This window comes from Sphingomonas sp. PAMC 26617, assembly GCF_000242835.1.
Classification (GTDB): Bacteria; Pseudomonadota; Alphaproteobacteria; order Sphingomonadales; family Sphingomonadaceae; genus Sphingomonas.
Genome location: NZ_JH594425.1, coordinates 1,817,148 through 1,834,948, shown reverse-complemented (window position 1 = coordinate 1,834,948; position 17,801 = coordinate 1,817,148). Strand labels below are relative to the sequence as shown.

At 67.4% G+C, this 17,801-nt stretch carries 15 protein-coding genes; 4 read left to right on the top strand and 11 right to left on the bottom strand.

The annotated features are described in order from the left end of the window. Positions 1-74: 74 nt before the first annotated feature. The 3 genes from serA to RH91_RS08020 all read left to right on the top strand — a co-directional run bounded on the left by serA (position 75) and on the right by RH91_RS08020 (position 3,219). Entirely contained in the window at positions 75-1,652 is a 1,578-nt protein-coding gene (gene serA, locus RH91_RS08030) for a phosphoglycerate dehydrogenase (protein WP_010162148.1), read from the top strand. A gap of 68 nt (positions 1,653-1,720) precedes the next feature. Further along, positions 1,721-2,113 (top strand): endonuclease domain-containing protein, encoded by a 393-nt coding sequence (locus tag RH91_RS08025; RefSeq protein WP_157136880.1) that lies wholly within the window; start codon positions 1,721-1,723, stop codon positions 2,111-2,113. After that, complete coding sequence (locus RH91_RS08020; RefSeq protein ID WP_010162146.1) at positions 2,110-3,219, top strand: ATP phosphoribosyltransferase regulatory subunit; 1,110 nt, start codon at positions 2,110-2,112, stop codon at positions 3,217-3,219. Before RH91_RS08025 ends, RH91_RS08020 begins: the two co-directional genes overlap by 4 nt. A gap of 172 nt (positions 3,220-3,391) precedes the next feature. Here RH91_RS08020 and RH91_RS08015 read toward each other — a convergent pair whose 3' ends face one another. After that, positions 3,392-4,072, bottom strand: a complete 681-nt coding sequence (locus RH91_RS08015; protein WP_037478634.1) for a hypothetical protein — start codon at positions 4,070-4,072, stop codon at positions 3,392-3,394. 219 nt (positions 4,073-4,291) lie between these two features. Here RH91_RS08015 and RH91_RS08010 point away from each other — a divergent pair, with 219 nt between their 5' ends. Next, positions 4,292-5,581 (top strand): adenylosuccinate synthase, encoded by a 1,290-nt coding sequence (locus tag RH91_RS08010; protein WP_010162144.1) that lies wholly within the window; start codon positions 4,292-4,294, stop codon positions 5,579-5,581. Between the two features lie 64 nt (positions 5,582-5,645). Here RH91_RS08010 and RH91_RS08005 read toward each other — a convergent pair whose 3' ends face one another. From RH91_RS08005 to ligD, 10 genes are all read right to left on the bottom strand, one after another. Beyond that, entirely contained in the window at positions 5,646-5,978 is a 333-nt protein-coding gene (locus RH91_RS08005; protein WP_029623699.1) for a hypothetical protein, read from the bottom strand. A 111-nt stretch (positions 5,979-6,089) separates the two neighbouring features. After that, positions 6,090-7,169: a chorismate synthase gene (gene aroC, locus RH91_RS08000; protein WP_010162141.1), complete on the bottom strand. Its 1,080-nt coding sequence runs from the start codon at positions 7,167-7,169 to the stop codon at positions 6,090-6,092. Between the two features lie 199 nt (positions 7,170-7,368). Beyond that, positions 7,369-7,866 (bottom strand): hypothetical protein, encoded by a 498-nt coding sequence (locus RH91_RS07995; RefSeq protein ID WP_232283437.1) that lies wholly within the window; start codon positions 7,864-7,866, stop codon positions 7,369-7,371. A gap of 405 nt (positions 7,867-8,271) precedes the next feature. Then, a complete protein-coding gene (locus tag RH91_RS07985; RefSeq protein ID WP_010162138.1) occupies positions 8,272-8,613 on the bottom strand; it encodes a hypothetical protein in 342 nt (113 codons plus the stop codon). Between the two features lie 117 nt (positions 8,614-8,730). Beyond that, positions 8,731-9,534 (bottom strand): enoyl-ACP reductase FabI, encoded by an 804-nt coding sequence (fabI, locus tag RH91_RS07980; protein WP_010162137.1) that lies wholly within the window; start codon positions 9,532-9,534, stop codon positions 8,731-8,733. Beyond that, the gene (locus RH91_RS07975; RefSeq protein ID WP_010162136.1) at positions 9,531-10,490 is read right to left on the bottom strand and encodes a YihY/virulence factor BrkB family protein; all 960 of its coding nucleotides are present in this window, start codon (positions 10,488-10,490) and stop codon (positions 9,531-9,533) included. Before RH91_RS07975 ends, fabI begins: the two co-directional genes overlap by 4 nt. Positions 10,491-10,496: 6 nt before the next feature. Continuing rightward, the gene (locus RH91_RS07970) at positions 10,497-11,435 is read right to left on the bottom strand and encodes a DnaJ C-terminal domain-containing protein (RefSeq protein WP_029623698.1); all 939 of its coding nucleotides are present in this window, start codon (positions 11,433-11,435) and stop codon (positions 10,497-10,499) included. A 73-nt stretch (positions 11,436-11,508) separates the two neighbouring features. Beyond that, entirely contained in the window at positions 11,509-12,399 is an 891-nt protein-coding gene (locus tag RH91_RS07965) for a transglutaminase family protein (RefSeq protein ID WP_010162134.1), read from the bottom strand. Then, positions 12,396-14,876: a circularly permuted type 2 ATP-grasp protein gene (locus RH91_RS07960; protein ID WP_010162133.1), complete on the bottom strand. Its 2,481-nt coding sequence runs from the start codon at positions 14,874-14,876 to the stop codon at positions 12,396-12,398. Before RH91_RS07960 ends, RH91_RS07965 begins: the two co-directional genes overlap by 4 nt. 318 nt (positions 14,877-15,194) lie before the next feature. Continuing rightward, positions 15,195-17,786 carry a DNA ligase D gene (gene ligD / locus RH91_RS07955; protein ID WP_010162132.1) on the bottom strand — a complete coding sequence of 864 codons (2,592 nt, stop codon included), beginning with the start codon at positions 17,784-17,786 and terminating at the stop codon, positions 15,195-15,197. Positions 17,787-17,801: the final 15 nt, after the last annotated feature.

The window sequence follows — 17,801 nt, the reverse complement described above, 5'->3', positions numbered from 1 at the left end:
CCTCTCCCGAATTTCCCACTTCCCCTCTCCCCGACCCTCTCCCCTGAAGGGGAGAGGGAGCAGAAGGAAAAATCATGCCAAAAGTCCTCATTTCCGACAAAATGGACCCCAAAGCCGCGCAGATCTTCCGTGAACGCGGCGTCGAAGTCGACGAGATCACCGGCAAGACGCCGGAAGAAGTCATCGCGATCATCGGCGAGTATGACGGCCTCGCGATCCGCAGCTCGACCAAGGTGACCAAGGCGATCCTCGCGGCGGCGACCAACCTCAAGGTCATCGGCCGCGCCGGAATCGGCGTCGACAACGTCGATATCCCCGCAGCCTCGGCGCAGGGCGTCGTCGTGATGAACACCCCGTTCGGCAACTCGATCACCACCGCCGAGCACGCCATCGCGCTAATGTTCGCGCTCGCCCGCCAGCTTCCGGAAGCGGATGCCAGCACGCAGGCCGGCAAGTGGGAGAAGAACCGCTTCATGGGGGTCGAGCTGACCGCCAAGACGCTCGGCCTGATCGGCGCGGGCAACATCGGCGGGATCGTCGCGGATCGCGCGCTCGGCCTGCGGATGAAGGTAGTCGCCTATGATCCGTTCCTCTCGCCCGAACGCGCGGTCGAACTCGGTGTGGAAAAGGTCGAACTCGACGATCTGCTCGCCCGCGCCGACTTCATCACGCTCCACACCCCGCTCACCGACCAGACACGCAACATCCTGTCGGCAGAGAATCTCGCCAAGACCAAGCAGGGCGTCCGCATCATCAACTGCGCACGCGGCGGGCTGATCGACGAGGCGGCGCTCAAGGCCGGGCTCGATTCGGGCCATATCGGCGGCGCGGCGCTCGACGTGTTCGTGCAGGAGCCGGCCAAGGACTCGCCGCTGTTCGGCACGCCCAACTTCGTCTCGACGCCGCATCTCGGGGCCTCGACCGACGAAGCGCAGGTCAATGTCGCGATCCAGGTCGCCGAGCAGATGTCGGATTATCTGATGTCGGGCGGCATCACCAACGCGCTCAACGTGCCGTCGCTCTCCGCCGAGGAAGCGCCGCGCCTCAAGCCGTACATGGCGCTCGCCGAGAAGCTGGGGTCGCTGGTCGGCCAGCTGACGCATGGCGCGATCGCGCGGATCTCGATTCACAGCGAGGGTGCCGCGGCCGAGCTCAACCAGAAGCCGATGGTGTCGGCGGTGCTCGCCGGGTTCCTGCGCACGCAGACCGACACGGTCAACATGGTCAACGCGCCGCTGCTCGCCAAGGAGCGCGGCATGGAAGTCCGCGAAGTCCGCACCGAGCGCGAGGGCGATTACCACACGCTGCTGCGCGTCTCGGTCAAGACCGATGCGGGCGAGCGCTCGGTCGCGGGCACGCTGTTCGGCGATGCCGCGCCGCGGCTGGTCGAGCTGTTCGGGATCAAGGTCGAGGCCGATCTCGCGGGCCACATGCTGTACGTCGTCAACGAGGATGCGCCGGGGTTCATCGGGCGTCTTGGTACGTTGCTCGGCACGGGCGGGGTCAACATCGGGACGTTCCACCTCGGTCGCCGCTCGGCGGGTGGCGAGGCGGTGCTACTGCTGTCGATCGACGAAGCGCTGACGCCGGAACTGCTCGCGCAGGTCCGCGCGCTGCCGGGCGTGGTGACCGCGATGGGTCTGGCGTTCTAGAGCCGAAGCGGTACCTTCTCTTCTCCCTCTCCCCGCTTGCGGGGAGAGGGCCGGGGAGAGGGGGACACATGAAACACTCGCACGGCACGATGCTGCAGCGCGCCAAAGCCATGCGCCGCGAACCCACGGTCGCAGAATCGCGCCTGTGGTACCGGCTCCGAGCCCGCCGTCTCAATGGCATCAAATTCTTACACCAAGTCCCGATCGGTCCCTTTGTCGCCGATTTCGTCGCACGTTCGCACAAATTGATCGTTGAGGTTGACGGAGACACGCACGGCGGCAACGAGGCTAAAGACCGCAGCCGGACGGATTGGCTGCAAAAGCAGGGCTACCGCGTGATTCGATTCAATAACGCCGATGTGATGGGAAATGAGGCGGCAGTCCTTGAGGCGATCCTCGTCGCCGTTGCGAGCCCCCCTCTCCCCGGCCCTCTCCCCGCAAGCGGGGAGAGGGAGCAGTGAGCACCACCGCCCTCCTCCCGACCGGCTTCCGTGACCGGCTCCCCCCCTTCGCCGATGCCGCCGCCCGGCTCGAGGCCGCCGCGCTCGCCGCGGCCTACGCGTATGGCTACGAACGCGCCGACCCCGCGCTCGCCGAGTTCGAGGCGGGCCTCGCCGGGCGGCTCAAGTCCGCGCGCGCGCAGGATGCGGTGCGCTTCGTCGATCCGGTCAGCCAGGCGACGCTCGCGATCCGCCCCGACATGACCGCGCAGATCGGCCGGATCGCCGCCACCCGCATGGCACATCACCCGCGCCCGGTGCGGCTGTCCTATGCCGGCCCGGTGCTGAAACTCCGCGCCTCGCAACTCGCGCCCGAGCGCGAACTCCGCCAGATCGGCTGCGAGCTGATCGGGCTCGATACCGTGGCGGCGGCGCGCGAAGTGGTCGAGGTCGCGGTCGCCGCGCTCGAGGCGGCAGGCGTCAGCGATATCTCGATCGACTTCACCCTCCCCGACCTGATCGACGTGCTCGCAGGCGGCCCGTTCCCGATCGACGCGGCGCAGATCGATGCTTTGCGCGACCGGCTCGATGCCAAGGACGCAGGCGGGGTCGCGGGGATCGCCCCCGCCTATCTCCCGCTGATCGAGGCCGCCGGCCCGTTCGAGACCGCGCACGACCGGCTCTGCGCGTTCGACGCGCGCGGCGCGCTGACCTCGCGGCTCGATGCCTTGTGGAAGATCGCGGAGGGGCTAAAGGGCCGCGTCGCATTGACGCTCGACCCGACCGAGCGCCACGGCTTCGAATATCAGAGCTGGCTCGGCTTCTCGATCTTCGCAGGCGGCGTGCGCGGCGAGATCGGGCGCGGCGGCACCTATACGATCATGCACGAAGGCGGCGCGGAAGAGACCGCAGTCGGCTTCTCGCTCTACGCCGATGCGATCGTCGCGGCGGGGCTCGCCGAGGTCGACCGGCGGCGGCTGTTCGTGCCGCTCGGCACCCCGCCCGAAACCGCGGCAGCGATGCGCGCGGCAGGCTGGGTCACGGTTGCGGCACTTGAAGCTGGCGATACGCCCGAGGCGCAGCTTTGCACGCACGTGCTCGCGGAAGGTGAAGCGCGCGCGGTCTAGCCAGCTTTGGGGGGGCGATACGCCCTCCCGACAACCGTCATTCCCGCCAAGGCGGGAATCCATTGGCGCTGTCTCACGGCACCTTCCACCGTCCGCCAGTATGGATCCCCGCCTTCGCGGGGATGACGGAAAGTTGGGTTTGCCACTCCGGGCCTGACGACAATCCCGTCGCCTAACACGGCCCCAGCGCCAGCGTGGCGCCATGCCCGAGCGGCCCGGCGTCCCCCGTGGACAGGTAGAACCGCCCGTGAGGAATCAATCCAAAGATCCTGGGCCGCGAAACGACCGTTCCTGCTACCCGAAACGCGAGCAGGTCGCCTTCCCGGCGGCGCGTAATGTCGGCAAGTGCGGCAGCGGCGGTGGGCCGCAAGGCGATCGACAGCTGCCAGTCACCGTCCTCCTCGCCACGCCCAACGCCAGCGCTGATCACGCTCGCGCGACAGAGCTGCAAGGGTCCGAACCACGCACCGGCACGCAGGGCGACGGTCGCCTCCGCGAACGCCTGTTCTGCCCGCTGCAACGCGACGTCAGCCTCCTGCAGCGCGGCGGTCACGTTCGCCATGGTACACGCCCGGCGGCGCCGCGGCGGCGGATCACGGAGCGCGTCCTCTTCGGATCGCGCCCAGATCTCGCGGATCGCGCGATGCAGTTTCATCGAGCGTTGCGTGCGCGCCGCGAGTGCTGCGTCGACATCAAGGCGTGGATATCGGTCGAGGCATTCGCCCACCGCGTCCAGAGGGGCGTCGATGCCGTCCATCATAGCCACGAGCTCGCGCGGGATCTCTCGCTCGAGATCGCCATAAACCTCGCCCGTCTCCACCCGCGCGGCAGCCAAGAGTATCGCAAGCAGCATGTCGATCCGCCTCCCCCGTCCAGTCTATCCGGAATGCCTCCCCCGTCCCCCCGGCGAAGGCCGGGGCCGGCGCGCTTTTCGTTTCGACCGCCGGTTCGCGGGCAACAGCGCGGCCCCGGCCCGCGCCGGGGTGACGGCACAGACGCAATAGGCATGGACCCCCCGCCCCCCGCGCATTAGGGCTGCACGCTTTGTCACAGACGATGTGTGGAACAGACCGTGGGAAACGTAGCAGTGATCGGCGCCCAGTGGGGCGATGAAGGCAAGGGCAAGATCGTCGACTGGCTCGCCGAGCGCGCCGATGTCGTCGTGCGCTTCCAGGGCGGGCACAATGCGGGCCATACGCTCGTCGTGGGCGAAAGCGTCTACAAGCTGTCGCTGCTCCCTTCGGGGATCGTGCGCGGCACGCCGTCCGTGATCGGCAATGGCGTGGTGCTCGACCCGTGGGCGCTGAAGGCCGAGGTCGAGAAGCTCCGCGGCCAGGGCGTGACGATCACGCCCGATACGCTGATGCTCGCGGACACCTGCGCGCTGATCCTGCCGTTCCACCGCGATCTCGACGCGCTGCGCGAGGATGCGAGTGGTGCTGGCAAGATCGGCACGACGCGGCGCGGGATCGGCCCGGCGTATGAGGACAAGGTCGGCCGTCGCGCGATCCGCGTGTGCGACCTCGCGCATCTCGATTCGCTGGGTGCGCAGCTCGACCGGCTGACCGCGCATCACGACGCGCTGCGCGCAGGCTTCGGCGAACCGCCGATCGATCGCGACGCTTTGGTGCAGGAGCTCCGCGAGATCGCCGATTTCGTGCTGTCCTTCGCCAAGCCGACGTGGCGCGTGCTTAATGATGCGCGCTCGCGCGGCAAGCGCATCCTGTTCGAGGGCGCGCAGGGCGTGCTGCTCGACGTCGACCACGGGACCTATCCGTTCGTCACCTCGTCGAACACGATCTCAGGCACCGCGGCGGGCGGCTCGGGCCTCGGCCCGAGCGCGGTCGGCTTCGTGCTGGGGATCGCCAAGGCGTACACCACGCGGGTCGGCTCGGGCCCGTTCCCGACCGAGCTCGAGGATGCCACCGGCGAGCGCCTCGGCGAACGCGGGCATGAGTTCGGCACGGTTACCGGGCGCAAGCGTCGGTGTGGCTGGTTCGATTCGGTGCTGGTCCGCCAGTCGGCGGCGGTCGGCGGAATCACCGGGATTGCGCTGACCAAGATCGACGTGCTCGACGGGTTCGACGAAGTGAAGATCTGCACCGGCTACCGCCTGCGCGGCGAGACGCTCGACTATTTCCCCGCGCATGCCGCGGATCAGGCCGAGGTCGAGCCGGTCTACGAGAGCATGCCCGGCTGGCAGGAAACGACGGCAGGCGCGCGCAGCTGGGCCGACCTGCCCGCACAGGCGATCAAGTACATCCGCCGGATCGAGGAACTGATCAAATGCCCGGTCGCGCTGGTCTCGACCAGCCCTGAGCGCGAGGACACGATCCTCGTCCGCGACCCTTTCGCCGACTGACACGAAAAAGGCCCCGACCGCTCACGCGGCCGGGGCCTTTTTTCAACCTGTCAGCGCAGGATGCTTACATCGGGCGCTTCTTGGTGCGCTTCGACTTGGTCGTCGTCGCGGTCGTATCGGTCGTCGAACCGGTGCTCATCGCCGAGTCGGTCGAGGTTGCCGGATCAGCCGCGGTCGTCGTCGTGCTCGACTGCGTGCTGGACGACATCGACGGATCGGTTGCGGACGAGCCCATCGGCGCGCCCGGCATCGTCGACGGTGCGCCGGTCGTGGTTCCGGTGGTCGAACCGGTCGACGGCATGCCGCCTGCGCCGGCACCACCGGCTGGGGCGGTCTGGGCGATGGCTGCGGTCGAAAGGCCGAGGGCGGCAATGGTTGCCAAAGTTGCGATACGCATGGGGTCTGGTCCTCTTCTGTGACGTGACCTTCAAATGGGTCGGGGTAATAACGACCAACTTGGCGTTTGGTCGCTCCCTCTATCGACAAAATTAACCACCTTATCGGTTTGTTACCCGATTGTTGGGCCACATTGCGCGCGGTGGAGCAGCTTCTGGTCGGCAAGCACCAGCGCGACCATCGCGGCGACGACGGGGACGCCGCGAATGCCGACACACGGGTCGTGGCGCCCCTTGGTGGCGATCTCCGCCGCCGTGCCATCGGGCGCAATCGTCTCGACCGGGGTCAGGATCGAGCTGGTCGGCTTGAACGCGACGCGCAGCGTGACCGGCTGCCCCGTCGCGATCCCGCCCGCGATCCCGCCGGCGTGATTGGCGAGGAATTCAAGCCCCTCCGCACCGGGGCGCATCGGATCGGCATTGTCCTCGCCGCGCAGCGTGGCGGCGGCAAAGCCGTCACCGATCTCGACGCCCTTGACCGCGTTGATCCCCATGCACGCCGCCGCAAGCTCGGCGTCGAGCTTGGCATAGAGCGGCGCGCCCCAGCCTGCGGGCACGCCCGTCGCCGCACAGGCGACGACCGCGCCGAGCGACGAGCCCGACTTGCGCGCGGCGTCGACCAGAGTCTCCCACCGCGCCGCCGCCACCGCGTCGGGGCAGAAGAACGGGTTGCGGGCGATCTCGTCCACGTTGAAATTCGCCGGGTCGATCGCATCGCCGCCGATCGCCTCGACCCAGGCGGTGATCGTCACTTCGCTGACGACCAGCCGCGCCACCGCCCCGGCGGCCACCCGCGACGCGGTCTCGCGCGCCGACGAGCGCCCGCCGCCGCGATAATCGCGGAAGCCGTATTTCGCGTCATAGGCGTAATCGGCATGGCCCGGGCGATACGCCTTGGCGACCTCCGAATAATCCTTCGAGCGCTGGTCGACATTCTCGATCATCAGGCTGATCGGCGTGCCCGTGGTGCGCCCCTCGAACACGCCCGAGAGGATGCGGACCTGATCGGGCTCCTGCCGCTGCGTCGTGAAGCGCGAGGTGCCGGGGCGCCGCTGGTCGAGCCACGGCTGGATGTCGGCTTCGGTCAGCGGGATGCCCGGCGGGCACCCGTCGACCACCGCGCCGATCGCGGGACCGTGCGATTCGCCCCAGGTGGTGAAGCGGAAGACGTGGCCAAAGGTGTTGAAGCTCATGCCCTCCCTGTCATCCGCCTGCGCGCGCGGGTCAAGCCATCGGGCTTTGTCGGCGCTCCGTCCGATCGTCGATCAGCGCAAAAGAACGTCTGACTTTGGTGGACTACAGACGGACCGCTTTCAGAAAGGCAGATAGCAATAGCCGACAGGGCAGCGTGCTGCCGCCTTTCCCGAAAAACGATCGATTAGCGGGAAGCTATTAAGCCGCTGCTGTCCTCTCCTTTGCCGACCAATCGCGGCGAACTGCGATGGCTGCCGCAAGCCAGAGTGCGCCAGCAGCCATGAACCCGGCCACCTCGCCGCCCGTAGGGGCCCCGACGACGAAGCCGGCAATCGCCACTAGAATGAGGGCGGTGCCAAGAACGTAGAACGGGCGGAAGCTGGCGGCGAAGGCGATCGGCAGAAAGTGCAGACCGACGACTAGCGCCATCGATGGCATGAGGAGGTCAGGCCGATGCAGATTGATGACGATGTTGGATGCAAGAAAAAGGCCGACTCCCTCGCCGATGCTGCTCCACATGATAGCTCGCTCTTCATTTGGTGATGGCTTGATCCCCTCACCGGGCGAGCGAATGACATAGCTTGCTGCGAGCCCGATCAGGACGAACCCGAGAAAGGGCAACGCCAAGGCTGCTCCGGCGAGGTGCCACTGCCAATACAAGGTCAGCGAAGCGAACACTGCTCCGAAGAAACTCATAATAAGCGCGCCCCATGCCCCCACGGCAGTTCTCCCCAATGGCGACAGCTATTAAGTCCGCTTTCGGGCGTCAGTCCAGCCCAACGATTGAGCCGCAAATGGGCGCAAGTGGCTATGGCCCGGTTACGGGTAAGTCGACCTTCACGGCATGTGTCTGAATCGGCGTTACCGAGAAGACCACCGCGCTCAACAAGCCAATAACGCCCCACCCATATCTTCGTTCGCGAAGGTCGCCGACCGCCTTGGTTAGGCAATAGATGCCCGCCGCCAGAGCCGCGAAGTTCCAAAGGAAAAATGTCCACATGGCAAGATGCTATCTCGCATCGCTCGCCTCGGCAACGTCCGGTAATGGGCAGCGCGGACTCTGTTAGAACGACAGGCTTTGGCCGATACCGGTCCGGCGGTTCAACCTCTCCCAGGGGGTTTAGCGAAGGTTCGGTGCGCCATACGCGCGCGACGGTGCCGGACTTTCGTCGGCACCGCGATGACGACGAACACCATCAGCGCGACGAAGACCCACATCAGATCCGTTTGCCGTTGCAACCAGGCAATCCAGATGCCGCAGGGCACGGCGATGATCGGCGCAATTTTGGTGGCCCACCACAGGACTGAACCCCATCCCGGTTGGTCCCGTACTTCCTGTTTCACGGTCAGGAGAATGATTGTCGCCAGCGCCTTGAAGCCGAGGGTCAGGACCACGATCCAGCTCAGCAGGTCGACCAGCGTGGAGGAACCGAAGGTCAGCATTCATCGATCCCTGTGCCGCGGCGACGCGCGACACAGTGGGGGAACGCGCTCCCCGCGAATGTCGCCCGCGACTGACAGGCTAAACTGAAAAAAAAAGCGTTTCCAACGCGAACGCCGTCAGGCGAGCGCGATGTCCGGTGCGTCCTCGGCCTTCATCCCGATCACGTGATAGCCTGCGTCGACATGGTGCGTCTCGCCGGTCACGCCGCTCGCGAGGTCGCTCAGCAGGTACAGCCCCGCCCCGCCGACGTCCTCGATCGTGACGTTGCGCTTGAGTGGCGAATTGAGCTCGTTCCATTTGAGAATCAGGCGGAAGTCGCCGATTCCCGAGGCGGCAAGCGTCTTGATCGGCCCGGCCGAGATCGCGTTGACGCGGATGTTGTCGCGCCCGAGATCGACTGCCAGATATTGCACGCTCGTCTCTAGCGCTGCCTTGGCGACACCCATCACGTTGTAATGCGGGATGACCTTCTCGGCACCGTAATAGCTCAGCGTCAGCAGCGACCCGCCATTGGGCATCATCGCCGCCGCGCGCTTGCACACCGCGACGAACGAATAGACCGAGATGTTCATCGTCATCAGGAAATTGTCGAGGCTGGTGTCGACATAGCCGCCGCGCAGCTCGTTCTTGTCGGAAAAGCCGATCGCATGAACGACGAAATCGATCGTCGGCCATTCCTTCGCGAGATCCGCGAAGGTCGCGTCGAGCGCGCCCATGTCGGACACGTCGCAATCGAACAGGCGGGCGACGCCGAGCTGCTCGGCGAGGGGGCGCACGCGCTTTTCCATCGCCTCGCCCTGGTAGCTGAACGCGAGTTCCGCCCCGGCTTCACTCAGCTTCTTGGCAATGCCCCAGGCGAGCGAGCGATCATTGGCCAAGCCCATGATCAACCCGCGCTTGCCCGCCATCAATTCCGTCACGCCGCTACCGCCTCCTGTTGGTCTGCGGTGCTCTCTACCCCGTGTTCATGCGGTTCCGCCAGTGCCGCGTTGAGATGTGCGCCGAAGACGATCCCCAAACCGACCAGAAAGAAGAACAACAGGGCAACGATCACCCCCGCGAGACTGCCATAGGTCAGATCGTAACTGCCAAGTTGCGACAGCACGAGCGGGAGCAGCGCGGTGATGCTGATCCACCAGACCGTGGTGAACATCGCGCCCGGCCATTTCGGGCATTTGCTCAGGCGGTATTTGGACGGCGTGACCGACAGGAACAGCATGTACAGCGCACCGAACATCACCAGCCCCGGCACCGCGCGCGACAGCCCGATCCAGCCCGCAATATTCTCCGCAAACGGCAGCAGCGCATAGATGAACCGCTCGGCGGCGGTCAGCACGCCCTGGATCAGGAACGACAAAAGCGCGAGCACGACCGAGGCGATGATCACCAGCATCGAGCTGAGCCGGTAATGCCAGAACGGCTTGCTCGACTTGACGCCATAGGCACGGCGGAAAATGTCGCGGATCGTCTCGACGAAACTGCCGACCGACCAGAGCGCGACCAGCGCGCCGATCCACAGCAATGACCCGGTCCGCGCGAGCAGCACGTCGTGGATCGGCTTCTCGAGCAGCTCGGCGACGTTGCGTGGCAGGACATGGAGGAACGAGGCGACCGCACGTTGCGTCTCCGCGCTCTGCCCGATCAGCGAGGCGATCGCGGCGGCGAGGATGAAGAACGGAAACACCGTCAGCAATGCAAGATAGGCAAGGTTGCCCGCGTGGATGAAGCCGTCGGTAAAGACGCCGATCAGCGCGCGCTTGGTGACTTCCCACGCGCGCGCGGGGAGCCGGATGGCGGGCGGTGCGTCCTCGGGGCGAATCCCTGCCTCGCCACGGAGGGCGCGTTCTTCGGGCGAAGCGGGGGATACATCACTCATTCGGGGTCAGACGCCCATGTTACCCCGCGGGTTCCCTAAGTCTCGGTCTTTCCAGCCTTGTACGAACTCGATCAGCGCATCGTCATCGACCGGAAGATCGACCATCAGCGTGACCAGCTGGTCGCCGCGCGTCCCGTCCTTGCGGTGGAACCCGCGCCCGCGCAGCCGCAGCGCCTTGCCCGAGGTCGAGCCCTTGGGGACGGTCAGCATGACCGCGCCCTCGACCGTCGGGACACGGACGCTCGCACCGAGCACCGCTTCGGACAGGCTGATCGGCAGGTCGAGCAGGACGTTGTCGCCATCGCGTTCGAAGAAGCGATGGGGTTCGATTTCGATCGTGACGATCCCGTCGCCATTGCCCCCCGGCCCCGGCTGGCCCTTGCCCGCGAGCCGCATCTGCGCGCCGCTCTCGAGACCCGCGGGGAGCTTGAGGTCGATCGTCTTGCCGTCCGCGAGCGTGATCCGCTGCGGCTTGGCGGCGGCGGCATCGGTGAACGGGACGTCGAGCTTGTAGAGCACGTTCGCGCCCTTGGGCTGCTCACGATTGCGCCCGAACCCGCCGAACCCGCCCGAGAAGCCGCCGCCGCGCCCGCCGCCCGAGAACATGCCCTCGAAGATGTCGCTGAGATCCGGCCCGTCCGCCTGGAACCCCTGCCCGCCCGGCCCGGGGCGGAACCCGCCGCCACCGCCCGCCGGACCGCTGAAGCCGAACGGCGACGCGGGATTGCCGTCGCCGTCGATCTCGCCGCGGTCGAAGCGCGCGCGCTTGTCCTTGTCGGTCAGGATATCATAGGCTTGCGTCACCTTGCCGAAGCGTTCGGTCGCCTTGGGATTGTCCTTGTTGCGATCCGGGTGGAGTTCCTTGGCGAGCTTGCGATACGCCTTCTTGATGTCCGCTTCGCTCGCGGTGCGTTCGACGCCCAATGTCGTATACGGATCGGCCACTTCTATCCCCGGTGCTGGTCTTTCCCCATAGTTGGGGAGTCATTACGCCCAGCGCAAATACCGGGCGCAAATCTCAGATGGCGGCCTCTAGCACAGGTGCGACGTCGACGCTGACATCCATCTTCTGCGCGCTCGACCCGAGCACGACGCCGTCGATCGGCGCGATCTCGCCGTAATCGCGCCCGATCGCCATCACGATATGGTCCCCCGCCATCCAGATCCCATTGGTCGGATCGACCCCGACCCAGCCGAGCTCCGGCCCGCACCACAGCAGCACCCAGGCGTGCGTCGCATCCGCGCCGACGAGCCGCGCCTGTCCGGGGGGCGGAATCGTGCGGATATAGCCCGAGGCATAAGCGGCGGGCAGCCCGGCGGCGCGCAGGCCCGCGATCATGATCTGCGCGAAATCCTGGCAGACGCCGCCGCGCTTGAGGAACGCCTCGTGCGGGGGCGTGTCGACCAAGGTCGCATGCGGATCGAACGCGAAGTCGTGCTGGATCCGCTGCGCCAGCGCGATCGCGGCGTCGAGCGCGGGGCGATCCGGATCGAGATCGAGCGCGCAATAGTCAGCGATGTCGCGGTCGAGCGGGATCAGCGGCGAGGGAAACAGATAGCTCGCGGGGCCTGCGGGGGACGGATCGCGGCTCGCGCGCGCGGCGATCGCGATGTCGTGGAGCCGCGGCGATCCGTCCGACGGCATCGGCACCGGCCGGTCGATGTCGATCCGCGAGATGCTTTCGATCACCAGATGCCGCACCGGTTCGTCGACCACCAGCCGCACGACGTTCGCCAGCCCCGCCTCCGCGCGCGCGGGCGACACGCGCCCGGCGGGGGAGATGCGCAAGGTATAGTCGAGCAGCCGCTGCCCCGACCAGTGGATCGGCTTGAGCCGCAGGTTGCAGCGCGCGAACTTGACGTTGCCGCCGTAATCGAACCGCGTGACGTGGCGGATGTCGTAGATCACGCGAGCACCATCCCTGCCGCGCGCAGCGGCTCCGCGCCTTGCAGGAAATACCGCCGCGCGATCGCCTCGGACAATTGGAACAGCCGCCGCTCGACATCGCCGAGGATCTCCGCATCCAGCGCCGCTGCGGTCGCGGTCGAGACGATCGCGTTGAGCACGGTGCCCTGCGCCTGCTGCGGTTCCTCCATCCCGTCGTCCTCGAGCACGGGCAGATCCTTCAGATGCTCGCAGATCCGCACGATCTGATAGGCGAGCGAGCGCGGGTTGTTGGGATCGAGCGCGACGAGGTCGACGACGGGCACGCGCGCAAGACCGGTCAGATAGCGCTGGCGATAGCTGATCTGGCTGTCGGCGAGATCGAGCAGCGTCGACAGATCGTCGGTCGATGCCCGCGCCATTCCGAACGCGCGGATCGCGCGCGTCATGCTCGTCGCGCGTTCGAGCCGCCGCCCGAGATCGTGGAACCGCCACGACGCGGTCCGCCCCATATGCTCCGCCGACAATCCCGACAAAGCCGCATAGCGCCGCTGGAGCGACCCCGCGCGATCGAGCATCCCGCCCCGGCTCGGGAAGGGCGCGTCGAGCAGGCGGATCACGTCCGCCGCCAGCCGGTCGCGCGACCCCTGCCCGATCCCGCGCGCGAGCCGGTTGATCGTCCGCACACTGTGCCAGCCGTCATCCTCGAGCGCGGTGCGCGCAAACGCGGCCAGATCGGCGCGGCGCAGCGTCGCGGGATGCGGCGCACCCCCGCCATTGACGACCAGCCCGACGAGCTTGCCGACCGTCTCCGCCGCAAGCGCCGCGCCCGCGTCGGCATCGATCGAATTGCCCAGCATCACGCGGATCACCCCGAGCAACGCCTCCCCGCGTTCGAGATAGCGCCCGAGCCAGAAGAAATTGTCCGCGACGCGGCTCGGCAGCGTGCCCGGGTTGCGGCGGACATGGATCGTATCGGCGGGCTGGAGCAGCGACACCGGCGCGACCGACTCGCCGCCGCCATGGACGACGACATCGGCGGACCACGTCCCCTGCCCCATCACCGACGCGCGCGGATCGGGATGCTCGCCGATCCGCGCGAACCCGCCGGGCAGGACGGTCCAGCGGCCATCGCCCCCGCGCGCGGCGAAGACCCGCAGCGTGAACGGGCGCGCCGCGAGCCCCGTGTCGGTCACCACCGGCATCGTCGATAGCCGGACGATTTCCTGCCCGACATAATCCTGCGGGCGCCGCTCGAGGTCGGCGAGCAGCGCCGCGCGGGCCTCCCCGGTGATTTCGGTCCCGGGCCGCGCGACGCCGTCGGGCAAGCCTAAAGGCGCGACCCCGAAGGCGGGGCCGATCAGCATCGTGTCGAGCTCCGCGATCACGCTGGCACGCGCTGCATCCTGCCCGCACCACCAGGTCGCGATATTGGGGAGGATCAGGTCGCGCCCGGTCTCGCGCGCCGCGATCCGCGGCAGGAACGCGCCGAATGCAGGCGATTCGAGCACGCCCGCGCCGGGCGCGTTGGCGATTACCAGATTGCCCGCCGCCACCGCGTCGATCAGTCCCGCGACCCCGATCCGCGAATGCGAATCGAACGCGAGCGGATCGAGCAGGCGCGGGTCGATCCGGTGCCACAGGGCGTCGACGCGCTTGAGCCCGCCGATCGTGCGGACATAGAGCTTGTCCTCGAGCGCGGCGAGATCCGGCCCTTCGACCAGCAGGAACCCGAGATAGCGCGCGAGATGCGCCTGTTCGGCATAGCTCGCGCTGTACCGCCCGGGCGTCAGCAACCCGATCCGCGGCTCGACCCGGCGACACGCCGCCGCCAGCCCGTCGCGGAAGGCGGCGAAGAAGGGCGCGTGCCGCTCGACGTTGAGCCGCGCCTGCAGACCCCCGAGCGTCCGCGCGATCGCGAGCCGGTTCTCAAGCGCATAGCCCGCCCCTGCCGGCGCGCGCAGGTGATCCGCGAGCACACGCCATTCGCCGGTCGGCCCGCGCCCGAGGTCGATCGCGACGAAATGCAGGTGATGCCCGCCGGGCGGGACAAGCCCCGCCATCGGGCGCAGGAAATGCGGCGACCCGCCGACCAGCGCCGCGGGGAGCAGCCCGCGCGTGACCAGCGTCGCGTCGCCGTACAGATCCGCGATGATATTCTCGAGCAAATCGGCGCGCTGGACGATCCCCGTCTCGATATGCCGCCATTCGGCGCTGTCGATCAGCAGCGGGACGGGCGAGAGCGGCCACGGCCGTTCCTCGCTTTCGCCGATAATGCGGAAGCCCGTGCCGATATCCTCGGCATGCCGCTGCACCCGGTCGCGCGCGGTAGCGAGATCGTCGCCCGCGCCCGCCGCCAGTTCCTCGAACATCGCGGCCCAGGCGGGATCGGGCTGCGCGCCGAGCACGTCGCCCGCCCCGGCCCGGGCGCGATAGTCCGCAATCCAGCGCGCGGCGTGCGTTCCGGCATCGAGCAGCGAGGGAATGGAAGCGGTCGCCATCAGGTCGCTCGGCCTACTGCTGCGAAGCGTTGCGGACGCGACGCCATCGAACCTATCCCGCCGTCATCCCGGGCTTGGCCAGGGATCCACCGGGGAATGTTCCGCCGGGCTGCACGATGTACGGCACAGTGGACCCCGGGCCAGGCCCGGGGTGACGAAGCGTTGTGGAAGGGCCACGCGCAAAGCGATCGAGCGGCTGCCCGGCGCGGTACGCCAGCCGACGCACGGCTACGGCAAATGGTTGGCGTGACGATCACTCGGGCCCCTTTGATCCCCGCAGGACATGGCCACAAGTCCCTCGCATGCGCAACATCGCAATCAAAGATCGGGAAGAACCTGATCCGCGACGCCCCACCCCGCCAGCCCGGGCGACGCCGCGCGTGCGATCAGTTCGTCCGCGTCGGTGACGCTCCAGCGGTTTGCGGCGTCGAGCGCGCGGAGTTCGGTCCACGACACCGGTGCCGCCACCGGTGCCCCGGCACGCGCGCGCGCGACGTACGGCAGCACCGCGGTCGCGCCGCGCTGGTTGCGCAGCCAGTCGATGAAGATCCGTCCCTTCCGCTTCGCCTTGGACATGGTCGCGACGAACCGCTCGGGCTCCGCCGCGCCCAGCGCGCGCGCGAAGCGATCCGCGAAGTCCTTGACCGCGGGCCATTCCGCCTGCGGGGTCAGCGGCACGACGACATGGACGCCCTTGCCGCCCGACAGCAACGCGAAGCTCACCAGCCCGAGTTCGGCGAGATGCTCCTTGAGGTCCTCCGCCGCCTTCTTGACCACGTCGAACCCGAGGTCCTCGTCCGGGTCGAGATCGAACACCAGCCGGTCGGGCTGTTCGAGCGTGCCCACCGATGACCCCCAGCCGTGGAATTCGATCGTCCCCATCTGGACGCAGGCGACCAGCCCGTCCGCGTCGTCGACGTAGAGATACTCCTCGGTCGACCCGTCCTTTTCGAGGATCGGGACCTTGTGGACCTGATCCTCCTTGAAGCTCCCCGCGTCATGTTTCTGGAAGAAGCATTGCTTCGCGCGGCCCTGCGGACAGCGGACGAGGCTGATCGGCCGGTTGCCCGCGAAGGGGAGCATGATGCCCGCGACCTTCGCGTAATAATCCGCGAGCTGCCCCTTGGTGACGTTCGATTCGGGGAAGATCACGCGGTCGCGGTTGCTGACCTTTACGCTGGTCTCGGGCACCTCGCCCGCCGCGACCGGCGCGGTCGCCGGGGTTTCGGCGACGACGTCGGACGCCTTCTTGTCTTCACGCAGACCAAGGAAACTCGAATGGCGCAGCACGCCATCGGGGGTGGTCTCGGCGAAAGCGACTTCGGCGACGAGCTTGGGAGTGACCCAGTGCGCGCCCTTCACCGCCGCGCGGGGGGCCTTTACGGTCGGGGTCTTGCGCTCGATCTTCTCCATCCGCTCGCGCAAATCCAGCATCGTCGCGGTGTCGAACCCCGTCCCGACCTTGCCCGCATAGATCAGCCCCTCAGGGCCGTTGACGCCGAGCAACAGCGACGCGAACCCGCGCGCCTTGCTGCTCGCGGTCCAGCCGACGATGACGAACTCCTGCCGCCGGGTGCATTTGATCTTGAGCCACGCCTGCGTGCGTTTCCCGCGATACGGCGCGTCGACGCGCTTCGAGACGACGCCTTCATACCCTTCGCGGCACATCGTCTCGAACAGCGCCTCGCCCTGCCCGACGACATGCTCCGAATATTGCACGCGCGCGTCCTTGCCGTCGATCAGTGGCGCGAGCCGGTCCTTGCGTGCGCTGTTGGCGAGGGCGGTGAGGTCCTCGCCGTCGAGGGCGAGCAGGTCGAACGCGAAGAAGGTCATGTCGCCGCCTGAAGATATGGCGTTCTTGAGGGTGGAGAAATCAGGCTTGCCGTCCTTGAACGCGACGATCTCGCCGTCGAACAGCGCGGTGTCGACCGGGAGCTTCGCGACCGCGTCGGCGATGGCCTGGAACTTGTCGGTCCAGTCGAGGCCCGAGCGCGTGAAGACCTTGGCCTTGCCCTTGGCCACCGAGATCAGCGCACGATAGCCGTCGTATTTGACCTCGTGCAGCCACTGGTTCCCGGTCGGCACCGAATCGACCAGCGTACAAAGCTGCGGCTCCTGAAACGTAGGATCCTCCCCGGTACGGGGAGGGGGAGTGGCAGGTCGAACAGCCCCCGGCTGTTCGAGGCCGTCCCGGGGGGACGGCCGACCTGCCACTCCAGCCTTCTTCAGGCTGGTGGTGGAGGGGTTGGACGACGAGCGCTTCGCCCGTTTCGAAACCCCTCCACCATCTGCTGAAGAAGCAGATGGTCCCCCTCCCCGTGCCGGGGAGGATTTGGGCTTCTTCCCCTCGGCGATCTCCACCATCGTCCGCCCGGTCGAAACACTCGTCAGCCCGGTCTCGACCAGCACATCGGTCCCGCCCGCTTCCGCATCGCCGACCTTGCGCAGCAGCCAGTTCTCGCCCTTTTCCTTGCCGCGCGGCTTGAGGCGGATCAGCATCCACTCGCCCTTCATCCGTTCACCATCGAGGACGAAGTGGAGGTGGCCGTGTTCGAGGTCCTTCGCGCTCTTGCCCGCGATCGGCGCCCAGGTGCCGCTGTCCCACAGCATCACCGTGCCCCCGCCATATTCGCCCTTGGGGATCGTCCCCTCGAAATCGGCGTAGGAAAGCGGATGATCCTCGGTCCGCACCGCGAGCCGCTTCTGGTCGGGATCGATGCTGGGGCCGCGCGTCACCGCCCAGCTCTTGAGCACGCCATCGACCTCGATCCGGAAGTCCCAATGGAGGCGGCTGGCGTCGTGCTTCTGCACGATGAAGCGGTTGCCATGCCCCGGCGCGAGCGTGCCCGCGGGCTCCGCGGTCTTCGCGAAGTCGCGCTTGGAGTTGTATTTTTCGAGCGGGCCGCTCACCGGTTTTCAACCGGG

What these genes read in the sequence shown, in the direction of transcription:
- serA (WP_010162148.1), top strand. Translation starts at nt 75, where the DNA reads ATGCCAAAAGTCCTCATTTCCGACAAAATGGACCCCAAAGCCGCGCAG.
- RH91_RS08025 (WP_157136880.1), top strand. Translation starts at nt 1,721, where the DNA reads ATGAAACACTCGCACGGCACGATGCTGCAGCGCGCCAAAGCCATGCGC.
- RH91_RS08015 (WP_037478634.1), bottom strand. Translation starts at nt 4,072, where the DNA reads ATGCTGCTTGCGATACTCTTGGCTGCCGCGCGGGTGGAGACGGGCGAG.
- RH91_RS08005 (WP_029623699.1), bottom strand. Translation starts at nt 5,978, where the DNA reads ATGCGTATCGCAACTTTGGCAACCATTGCCGCCCTCGGCCTTTCGACC.
- aroC (WP_010162141.1), bottom strand. Translation starts at nt 7,169, where the DNA reads ATGAGCTTCAACACCTTTGGCCACGTCTTCCGCTTCACCACCTGGGGC.
- RH91_RS07995 (WP_232283437.1), bottom strand. Translation starts at nt 7,866, where the DNA reads ATGAGTTTCTTCGGAGCAGTGTTCGCTTCGCTGACCTTGTATTGGCAG.
- RH91_RS07985 (WP_010162138.1), bottom strand. Translation starts at nt 8,613, where the DNA reads ATGCTGACCTTCGGTTCCTCCACGCTGGTCGACCTGCTGAGCTGGATC.
- RH91_RS07975 (WP_010162136.1), bottom strand. Translation starts at nt 10,490, where the DNA reads ATGAGTGATGTATCCCCCGCTTCGCCCGAAGAACGCGCCCTCCGTGGC.
- RH91_RS07960 (WP_010162133.1), bottom strand. Translation starts at nt 14,876, where the DNA reads ATGGCGACCGCTTCCATTCCCTCGCTGCTCGATGCCGGAACGCACGCC.